This is a genomic window from Salipiger sp. PrR003 (genome assembly GCF_010500785.1).
In the GTDB taxonomy this organism is placed as follows: Bacteria; Pseudomonadota; Alphaproteobacteria; order Rhodobacterales; family Rhodobacteraceae; genus Salipiger; species Salipiger pacificus_A.
This window is the reverse complement of sequence record NZ_JAAGOV010000030.1, coordinates 110,992-120,672: the sequence shown is the minus strand read 5'-3', so window position 1 is coordinate 120,672 and position 9,681 is coordinate 110,992. Positions and strand designations below refer to the sequence as shown.

The following is a 9,681-nucleotide window of genomic DNA, read 5'->3' as shown; positions in this document are numbered from 1 at the left end:
CCGGAGGGTCCGCAAAGCGGAAGCCGGTTTTTCGTTTGAAGGACGGCGCTTTAGCGCCGACCGGTCGCGAAGAGCGGGCCGAGTCATGTTGAGTGTCCGAAACACGCTGGCGGAGACAGGGCGGGATATTGCAAGCTTGGCTCTCTGCAGGCGGGATAATCATGGACGGCGGCTTCGGAGCCTCCGGCATCGCCGCTGTCCGGTCAGATGATCGCGGGCGGTGGCGCGCAGCGTCAGCGACGTCCCATCACGTTCTTCACTGCATCCGGGGCGAAAGAGACTGTTGCCCTGGGTCACGTCTCGAGCGGCGGGTCCTATGAGGATGCCGAAGACACCAAGGGGGACGAGCTCACCACTCTAGGGCGCCTGGCGGCCCTGCTGCGGAAGACGGCGGGCGCGGCCCCCGGGCATGGGGCTCAAGGGAGGCGTGAACGACTGCATCGCGGCTGGCTTACCATTGATAGAAAGCGCGCTGCCGAGGCGAGGATCGCCAGATGCGCTCGAGACGGTGATCCGGAAATATCGGCGCGATCTCGTGCCGAGCCTCCGTCGCGGACCGCCTTGAGGGCTAGGCCCAAGTGCCGGCGAGCACCTTCCCGGACCCTGAATGGATCAGGCTGAAAGTGCCAGCATGGCGCAGCGGTCGAGAGCGGCTTTTCTGCGCCTACCCAGTACCTCTCGCCGCGCTCGAACATGGATGTAGACAACTCTGGGCAACGTGGGCCCTTCCGCGAGAGCGGTTCCCGCGCGGACAGCGCCAGTCCTGCCAGGGCAGGGTCTTGCGCCCTGCCCTGGCAGGACACCCTTGGGGCACAAAAAAGGACCCCGCCGAAGCGGGGCCAGGTGGTCCTTCACCACAAAGGACAGATCAGGGATCAGTTGGCCTGCTCGGGACGAGGACGGATGCCGGTGCGCCCACGCGGATCAATGAGCCAACCGTCGCCATCACGCGCGACGCTCGCGTCGGGACCGTGCTGATCAAAAAAGGCGCGGTCCGCCTCCGTGTATCGGCGCTGGTGCAAATCGCTCGCCCTATGCCCGCTCGGACGGCGGCACCAGACCCCGGGGGCGCGATTACACTCCGGGCAGCGGACGGCCAGGACAGGGTGACGGTGGGCAATGAAATCGGGCATGAGAGCCTCCATCGAAAGTTGCGGGGCGCGCCATGCGGCATCCGCGCGGAACGGTATGGGTCGGACAGACGGGCCGGCCTGAACGGGGTCGCTGTTTAGCCCTCCCGCCGTCCCACCCGGGAAGGCGGGGCGCATGCGCCCCGCCCGTGTTTCACTGCATGCCCTCGGGAAGCCATGCGTCGATCTTCGCCGCCTGCGCGTCGGTGACGCCAAGCACGCTGCGCAGGGCGGGATCGCCGGAGAACAGGGCGTCTAGCTTCGCAGCCTTCTCCGCTTTCTTCAGCTTATCGAAGCTCGTGCCTGTGGGGTGCACTGCGGAGAGGTCCAGCAGGTCGCGCCACAGGTCCGAAAGGTAGGCGCCCCCCACGCGGCCAAAGAAGTTGGCGGCATTCGGCGTCCAAACCTCGCGTGTGCAGGGCTGGGTTTCCTTCTCGATCAGCGCGGCCAGCTTCTCGTCTCCACCCTGCAACTGTGCCGCGAGGAAGCGGACCAATTCGCCGCGAACATGCTCGCCCCCCTTTTGGCGGAAGGCGCGGAAGCTCTTGGCAAGGTCTTTGCCATACATGTCGCGCGGCAGGTCTTCCGTCAGGCGTGCATCGAGCGCGTAGCCCTCGCCGTCTGTGGTCGGCCAGTTCGGCACGTCTCGGTGGAAAGCCCGAAGGGCTTGCTCCAGCGCAGATCATGGCTCAACTGGTAGGCAAGAAGATCGATCAGCAGATCGGGATCGCGCAGTGCCGCGTGTTGGCGCGCGCCCTGGGACACGCGGGCCAGATCCTCGCGCAGCTTTTGGGAGATCGGGCTTTTCGGGGTTTCGTCTGTGCCATGGTGCGATGTTTCCAGTATGCCCGCCGCGATGGCCTGCGCCTTGTCACCCTTGCGGATAAGCCCTTCGCAGGTTTGAAGCGCGCCCTGACGGTCGACATAGAGGATCAGACCGGCATGCGCCTTCTGCGTCTCGGTATAGGTGCCGGCCAAGACCGCGTTGAGAGCGTCAAACTCCTCCTGCCCTTCTGCATCCAGAGCGTCGGCCTCGGCCAATTCCGACAGGTCAGAAAACCGCTGAGACTGCTCGGGGGATAGCTCGCCCTCCTCCTTGTAGATGCGCTCAAAGCCATTCTCCTGCAGGAACCAGTAACCGAGATAGTCATCCTCGCTCACCTCGACCCATTTCCAGCCGTCTCGCATGTAGGTCTCGGCCCGTTCTGCCAACCGCTCCGCGAAGACGGTGGCGAGAATTTCCGGATCATCGAGCAGGGTTTCCTCGGCGACAAGGTCACCTCCGATCCGGCCCCCTGCGGCCTGATAGGCTTCGATCCCGACAAACTGCGCGCGGCGGTCGCTGTCTTTCACCGCATCGGGCTTCAATGCCTTCTTGATCTGGTGGTCGGACCAGTTCTCACCCCGGCACTGCTCCAGCACCTCGAGGCTGCGTACCGCGTCGGCGCTGATGGTGAAGCAGGCGGCGGCATTGAGGGTGATTTCGTTCGCGGCCAGCGCGTCGATCACCGCCTCGGGCAGACCGGCCAGCGCAAGACGGCGGCAGACGCTTTTTTCGGTCACGGCGAAAGCGCGGGCGATGACGGCGGGCGTCGCGCCGCTGCGCTCCATCTTTCCATAGGCGCGGATTTCATCAGCGGGGTGCAGGTCGCGGCGCGCAGCGTTCTCGGCCACGGCCCAGGCCTGCGCGGTGGACAGATCGGGCGCGATGCGCACCGGAGGGTTCGCCAGCTCCGGGCGTTCCTGTGCAAGGTCCGGGTGCCGCTCGGCGAGCAGGTGCAGAGCACGAAGGCGGCGGCCACCCGCAACGATTTCCGCACCCCCTACCCCGTCGATGATCCCGGCAAGGTTCTGGATCAGCCCGGCGGTCCAGATGCTTTCCGCCAGTTCTTCAACCTCGGCAACGGGCACGTTCTGGCGCGGGTTCATCTCGGACAGCGTCAGCTTGGAGAGCGGGAAACGGGCGTCATCCGCGGTAATGGAGCTCTGCTTGGTCATTGGGACATTCCTTGTGGTGATTGAGAATTTTGTGGTATGGCTGCCCCAGCCCTGGTGGGCTGAGGCGTGGGGGCCTAGACGGTCCCGTGCTGGATCAGGAAGCGGCGGCCGATGCCAAAGTGATCGCCCTTCCTGAGAAGCGCCCATGCCTCGGCAATGCGGCGCTTCATGGTTTCATCGCTGATTGATCTCACCTCCTTCCCGCTCTGGGGACTGGAACCGGCGTTTGCCTGCCCCCTGCCCCGTAGCGCGGGACAGTCCGGAGCAAGGGCGGGGCACGATGCGCCCCGCCGCCGGTGTCAGTATTCGCTGGGGAACAGCAGGGTCAGGACGCGGCGGGTCCGGGCGTCGTCGAGCGGGTCATCGGTGCCGAACGAATAGCTCTCGTCATAGAGATCGATTTTGAACCAGACGGTTTTGTCCGCGACGGTGACAGCCCCGAAGGTGTGATCGCCGTAGGGGTCGTTGCCCTCGGTGAACTCCGAGAACGCCGCGACCGCGATCTGCGCGCGGACAACAAAATCCAGTCCTTCGGCGGCAACGCCTTGTGTGCAGACAGCGCGGCCCCGATAGACTGGATGTCCACCGCTGAGGATGGCAGCGCGAAACGCATCGTTCGCCTTGGCGACCTGCGCCGCCTGAGCCTCGAGATTAACAACGCTGGTCGCGCCGCAGGATGCACAAGCTTCGAGCGTGACGAGATCATGTTCCTCGACCTCTCCGCAGCTGGTGCAATGAAACTGAGCCATAGTGGCCTCCTTCGTGGTGAAGGCGGTGGGGGCATGGTGCCCGCCTTCCGCCGATGGGCTGCGCCTCGGCCATTCTGTCTGACCGGAAACGCATGTTTTCGGCGGAACAGAGTGGGAGAGGGCGAAGCCCGACCCACGGGCCGGACACGGACAGTCAAAGGATCGGAGACGGGGGTGGTGCGGCCCGCAGCGCGCAGCGCGAGGACACGGCCCCGGCGGAGACGACGCCAAGGGCGGCGCTTGTCTTTTGACTTTCCGGGGCCGGTCTGTTGGGCGGACAAACAAACAGCATCATGCCAGGGCGGGGGTGAGCGGGCGCCAGCCCGTCGAGCCCCTGCCCTGCCCTTCGGCCCCATGCGAGCCGCGCGCCCCGCGCGGCTCTCTCTCGAGAATTCAAATGCCGACACCAGAAGCTGCGAGGCCGGTAGACGTAAGGACACAGCCCAGATGTCCACCGCGGGAATATTCGCGAGGCGGGGCTCAGGAAGATGCCGCGAACACAAGGCACTCGCACAAGCCGGAGGCGGAGCCGCAGGGAACGGTCGTCACCCGAAGGGCCGAGACGTCTCTCTTGATCGACCATGGGGCCGCGGCGCGGGCTGGCTCAAAAGAGACGGCATGCGCCGCACTTGGGCCTCAGGGAGAGCGAGGGGGTAAGGCTCGGGTCGTAGGCGGGCACAGCCCGCCGGAGACTAGGACGCGGTCCTGAACGGGCGCGCTCTCGAGCTTGGCTCGAGAGCGTGCACGGGCAGGATGGGCCCCCAACATTCCAAGCTCGATTGCCCACTACGAACATGCATCTGCAGCACCGAGGACTCGCCAGCATGACAGCACGAAATGGCTCGTTGGCCGAGCCTATGCCTTTCAGCTCGAGGTTTTTTTGCCAGTAGCGGATGCCATTCCCTTCATAAAGTCCCGCCAGATGTTCATGGACGTAACTTATGACGTCGTCACGAACGGATCTCAGGAACACCTGCTTCGCGGACCATCTCCTCAACCACATCGCTCCGGAACCCTTGAGTTCAAGGAGACAGTGGCGATCAGTGCCTCGTTCCACCGATGGTCGAAACATTCTACCTCTCTACTAGCGCGAGGCCTCTGCAGAAGAGCAGCGCGCAAAAATGGATTGAGAGCACGCTGCTTCTCACGTGAGATGCGCGTTGGGCTGGCCTCAAGGCGACCGCGCTTCTTCGGTTAGACCGCGTTCTGATGGAAGCGAATCTTGCCAAGATGTTCCGCCGAGAGGTCGAGTAGACACGATCCCTTGTGGCGCCTTGCCGCGTATCGCCTCATGGTTGAGGACACCGGAAAGCCCTCGTAAGTCCACCAAATTCTACAAAAATGTCACAAATTCAATACCTTATACGCAAAACGTGCTTGGCGGCGGAGATGCATATTCCACACGCGAAAAATCTTGTTGTATTTCAATGCATTGCGCTTATTGGGGCACACCTGGTGTTCCTCTGTGGATAAATTTGGCACTGATTTTGCAGAAAAAAGTTGCCTAAACTGGGTTTCCGTGCGACCTCCTATATTGCGCTAAAAGCAAAACAAAACGATTTAAGCGCAACGCAGGAGTCGAGCAGATGAACCAGACCACCAAGGTCGTCTCGGAATCCCCATGGGGCAAGCATGAGACGTTTCACGAGTACATCGTAGCCCGTGGTGACGAACTCTCGCAATCACTCGCGATGCTGATGACGGAATCGTTCCGGCCGGATGCTGCCAAGAGCCTGCGTCTCTACAGCGCCTCCGAAGCCGCCGACTTTATTGGCACCTCCGTTCCCAACCTGCGCAAGGTGCTCTCGGAGGCCGAGATCAAGGGCTTCGACGGCCAGCCCGTTGACGTCTTCCAGGATGCCCGGGGCCACCGCTGGTACACCGCCGAGCAGATCGATGCTGTGCGCATGTACTTTCAGGCTGAAGCGCGGTCTCCAGACAAGTTTCTGCCCGGTCGAAGGACCAGGGATGACCATCTCCAGGTTCTCACCTTCATGAACTTCAAGGGCGGATCGGGAAAGACCACCAGCGCCATACATGCCGCGCAAGGTTTCGCCCTGCGCGGATATCGCGTTCTGGCGATCGACCTCGACCCACAGGCCACCCTCACCATGCATTTCGGGGTGCGCCCGGAGATAGACTACGCGCAAGGCGGAACCATCTACGACGCGCTACGCTACGAGAAGCCGGTCCCCATTTCCCAGGTAATCAAGACCGAGACCTACTTCCACAACCTCGATTACGTGCCTTCCGGCATCATGCTCACCGAGTACGAGACTGAGAGCGCGCTCTACCTGCGCGAAACTGGCTACATGCCGTTCTACATGCGAATGGGCAACGCGCTGCGGGAGATCGAGGACCAGTACGACATCGTCGTGATCGACTGCCCGCCGCAGATCGGCTTCTTGACGCTGACCGCGCTGAACACGACGACCGGGATCATCACGACGATCCAGCCCAGCATGTACGATGTGGCATCCATGGCCCAATTTTTGGCGCTCATGGGCAACTTGGTAAACGCGATCTCCGAGCAGGGCGTGGAGCCGCCGCTGGATTTCATGCGCTATCTGATCACGCGCTACGACAACACCGACAACAACCAGCAGGATATCACCCGCTTCCTGCGGCACCAGTTTGGGCGCGAGGTTCTCAAGTCTGAGGTGCTCGACTCCACGCTCGTCACCCGGGCTGCCAGTGAGCAACGCACAATCTACGAGATCGAGCCCCGGGATCAGAACCGCGGCACGTTCAAACGTGCTTGGTCCGCCTTCAACGCGGTTCAGGACGAACTCGAGAACATGGTGCAAGCCGCCTGGAAGCGCGGTCCGATCAGGGGAGATCTGTAATGGCCCGTCGCCCGAGCGTCTTTGATCGCGCCCTCCCTCGGGAGCAACCGTCACCGAATGAGGCTGCAGAGCCGGCTGCACCGCCCGTCGAGAAGTCGCAGGCTGCGGGTAAGGTCGGCATCGCCTCGCTGATGTCCGCTGGACTGGACCAAGCGCCAGGTGACAAGGGTGTCCCGCCCACCCCCGCCGTCATGGCTATGAAGCGTTCGCTGAAAGATCTTAGCGAGGCATCGATACAGGAAATCCCGCTCGACCAGATCGGGGACTCCCGCATCCACGACCGGATCGATCTAACCGAGGATCTTGAGCCGCTCATGAAGAGCCTCGAGGAGAACGGCCAGGAAACGGCGGTCAAGGTTCGGTATGCGGCCCCCGGAGCTGGCAAGCCAGTGTACGAGATCATTGTTGGCCGCCGCCGTGTCGCAGCGGCGCGTGCGCTCGGATGGGAGAGCATCAAGGGGCTTGTCCTCAAGATCACAGACGAGGAACTTCTCCGCTCTCTGATCAGTGAGAACAGCGCCCGCAAAGACACGACCTTCATCGGGCGATCGCAGCTGGCCTATCTCGCCTCGAAATCAGGCCACTCGGACGATGAGATCGCCAAGATCTACAGTTCGGATCGAACCCTGATCAATAGGATGATCCGCATCTACGAAGTGATCGGGCCCGAGATCATCAGCCGTATCGGTGATGCGCCCGACATCGGCCGACGCCGCTGGATGGACCTGCGCTCCCTGCTTGAGGAGAGCCCCATGTCTCCCGACGAGGTGTCGAATTTGATTACTCAGGGCATTGATCGTTTCGCTGACGAAATCGCCGAACTTTGGGCAAAGCGTGTCTCCACAAACTCGTCCGGCAATGAGAGCATTCCGCAGTCGACGCTGCGGTTCTACGCCCTCGAGCGCATGCTCCAGGATCTGAAGACCCAAGCGTCCGAGAATGCCGACAATGGCACCGATGTAGCCGAAGGCGCGAGACCCACCAAGGCGACAGCACGCGCGCAGAAACGCCCCCTGCCCGGCTTTGGCACAGTGCAACGCAAGCCCAAGGAACTGGTCCTCAAGATCGATAGAGGCCTGGATCCCAATCTCCTGCAGCGTATCGAGGACGCGCTCCCGGACCTTGTAAGACAGGTCATAAAGGACGCTCAGGGAGACAAGAATTCCTGATTGCTGAGCAAAGCAGTCAGGATTGAGTGCGTTCTGTGACCGCGGTCACAGAGCAAAAACGAGAGAAACAAACGAGGAAAGGACAGACCAGACAAAAAGAAAGACCCCCCGAAATCCGGTTTTCCGAACTCCGAAGGGTCCTGCGGTAGTCTTGTAGCAAACTCTACCTAGGACATTTTCGAATCATTTTCAACACCGATTTCGGTGAACGGTCTCCGTTTGTCTTCTGAGAATCGAGCATGATGACAAAAATGTCCGCGAATGAGCAGCGCGGGCACTGGACTTCCTGTGGCCAAGCGACCGGGGCGCTCAGCTCCGGAATCGACCGCTGGGACCTTCTGGAGTGCGTAGCAGAACTCCGGAAGCCTCTTGGTGTCTCCGATCGCGATCTCAGGATTCTCCAGGCCCACCTGTCTGTTCTGCCGAAGGGCCCCCTTCTGGCAGCCAATCCCAACGTCAGCTTCATGAGCGGGGCAGAAGTTTGTCGCCGCGCCGTGGGGGTTGAGGAACACACACGTCTGAGGGCGGAGCAGCGCCTAGAGAAGGCCGGTCTCGTAACCCGACGCATGAGCGCCAACCGGCGTCGCTTCGCCGTGCGAGATGGTGAGGGCAAGGTACGTTCCGGCTACGGCATCGACCTTTCCCCTCTTGTCGAGCGTGCGGATGAACTGATGCAACTCCGCGAAAGATTCCGCGCGGCAGAAGCACATAAGGCTGAAATGCGCTCTTCCTTGCGAGCCAAGCTACGAGAGCTCGAGGACCTCACTCTCGCAGCGGTGAACGACACGCACGCGCTTATTGAGCGCATTAAAGCATGGCGCACGGTCCTTCGCCGCCGAACTCTGGCTTTGTTGGATCTCAAATCTATGGCTGCAGAGATCGAAGCCATCGAAGCCAAGATCAAACCCGAAGAACAAGAAGCTACAGCGCTGGCCAGAACAGAGACTCTGTACCGCTGTTCCGACGCGCAGTCCGACAAAAAGGCGGTCGATGACGAGCAAAATGTCGGACACATAGAGTCTGACCAAAAAGATTCTAACAAAAGAAACTCAGTGCATTCGGGCCGAAGCAATACGCAGACGCCAACGCTGCATCATTGCAACGAATGGAACGAGCTGAAGGAACTCCAGGCTTTCTATCCACGCCCCCCAACAAGTGTCCGCGATCTCCTCAGCAAGATCTTTGAGTTCGGAGGCTTCCTTGGTCTCAGAGAACCAGTCCTGTCAAACACCGTCGCTCGCCTCGGACCCGATGGCACTGCCATCCTTCTCGATTACATCGCTGGGCAGATCGGCCGGGTCCCAAATCCGGAGGGGTATCTGAAAAGCCTTCTTCGCGCCAATGCGCGTGGGGAGACAATCGCTGGCGGCAGACTACACAGCGGTAGAGCGTCGATATGAGTGCGGTCTCTCAAATCGACGCTCCACGTGAAGGACCCCGCTCTCTCGCTCTGTGGTACTGATCGCAGTGCGAAGGGGACCGTACGAGTATGCCTTGAGGATTTGTGACCGCGGTCACAGTTCAACGGATTTAAGATTCACGAGTGGGTTGCTTGCCAGAGAGGCGTTTGTGACCGCGGTCACAAATCGGTCTGGGATCCCTACCCTTGCTCCCGGCATCTGCCTTGAACCTTTTGAGCTACGGCCACAACAGTCCATCTGTGACCGCGGTCACAGTATTTTGCCCTTCTCGTAAAACTGCGATTTTTTCCCATGCAGCCCATCGGACTTCCTGTTCGTTTCATAAAAATTCTGGGGTGCCTCTGCCCAAAAGAGCGCGGATCACGGAC

The 9,681-nt window shown here is 61.3% G+C and carries 6 protein-coding genes; 3 read left to right on the top strand and 3 right to left on the bottom strand.

Annotated elements, in window-relative coordinates:
• Positions 1-1,284: 1,284 nt before the first annotated feature.
• The 3 genes from G0D83_RS32100 to G0D83_RS07105 form a co-directional block, all read right to left on the bottom strand.
• The gene (locus tag G0D83_RS32100) at positions 1,285-1,773 is read right to left on the bottom strand and encodes a hypothetical protein (protein ID WP_235958010.1); all 489 of its coding nucleotides are present in this window, start codon (positions 1,771-1,773) and stop codon (positions 1,285-1,287) included.
• Complete coding sequence (locus G0D83_RS07110; RefSeq protein WP_235958009.1) at positions 1,719-3,128, bottom strand: ParB/Srx family N-terminal domain-containing protein; 1,410 nt, start codon at positions 3,126-3,128, stop codon at positions 1,719-1,721. The genes G0D83_RS32100 and G0D83_RS07110 overlap by 55 nt, the downstream gene beginning before the upstream one ends.
• 299 nt (positions 3,129-3,427) lie before the next feature.
• On the bottom strand, positions 3,428-3,877 hold the full coding sequence (locus G0D83_RS07105) for a DUF3768 domain-containing protein (RefSeq protein WP_164191153.1): 450 nt from the start codon (positions 3,875-3,877) through the stop codon (positions 3,428-3,430).
• A 1,586-nt stretch (positions 3,878-5,463) separates the two neighbouring features.
• Here G0D83_RS07105 and repA point away from each other — a divergent pair.
• The 3 genes from repA to G0D83_RS07090 all read left to right on the top strand — a co-directional run bounded on the left by repA (position 5,464) and on the right by G0D83_RS07090 (position 9,292).
• Positions 5,464-6,723: a plasmid partitioning protein RepA gene (gene repA, locus G0D83_RS07100; RefSeq protein WP_164191147.1), complete on the top strand. Its 1,260-nt coding sequence runs from the start codon at positions 5,464-5,466 to the stop codon at positions 6,721-6,723.
• The gene (locus G0D83_RS07095) at positions 6,723-7,892 is read left to right on the top strand and encodes a ParB/RepB/Spo0J family partition protein (protein WP_164191143.1); all 1,170 of its coding nucleotides are present in this window, start codon (positions 6,723-6,725) and stop codon (positions 7,890-7,892) included. Before repA ends, G0D83_RS07095 begins: the two co-directional genes overlap by 1 nt.
• A 239-nt stretch (positions 7,893-8,131) precedes the next feature.
• Complete coding sequence (locus tag G0D83_RS07090) at positions 8,132-9,292, top strand: helix-turn-helix domain-containing protein (RefSeq protein ID WP_164191124.1); 1,161 nt, start codon at positions 8,132-8,134, stop codon at positions 9,290-9,292.
• Positions 9,293-9,681 lie beyond the last annotated feature (389 nt).

Excerpts from the sequence above, each read along its gene's own strand:
- G0D83_RS07110 (WP_235958009.1), bottom strand. The coding sequence starts at position 3,128 with ATGACCAAGCAGAGCTCCATTACCGCGGATGACGCCCGTTTCCCGCTC.
- G0D83_RS07105 (WP_164191153.1), bottom strand. The coding sequence starts at position 3,877 with ATGGCTCAGTTTCATTGCACCAGCTGCGGAGAGGTCGAGGAACATGAT.
- repA (WP_164191147.1), top strand. The coding sequence starts at position 5,464 with ATGAACCAGACCACCAAGGTCGTCTCGGAATCCCCATGGGGCAAGCAT.
- G0D83_RS07095 (WP_164191143.1), top strand. The coding sequence starts at position 6,723 with ATGGCCCGTCGCCCGAGCGTCTTTGATCGCGCCCTCCCTCGGGAGCAA.
- G0D83_RS07090 (WP_164191124.1), top strand. The coding sequence starts at position 8,132 with ATGATGACAAAAATGTCCGCGAATGAGCAGCGCGGGCACTGGACTTCC.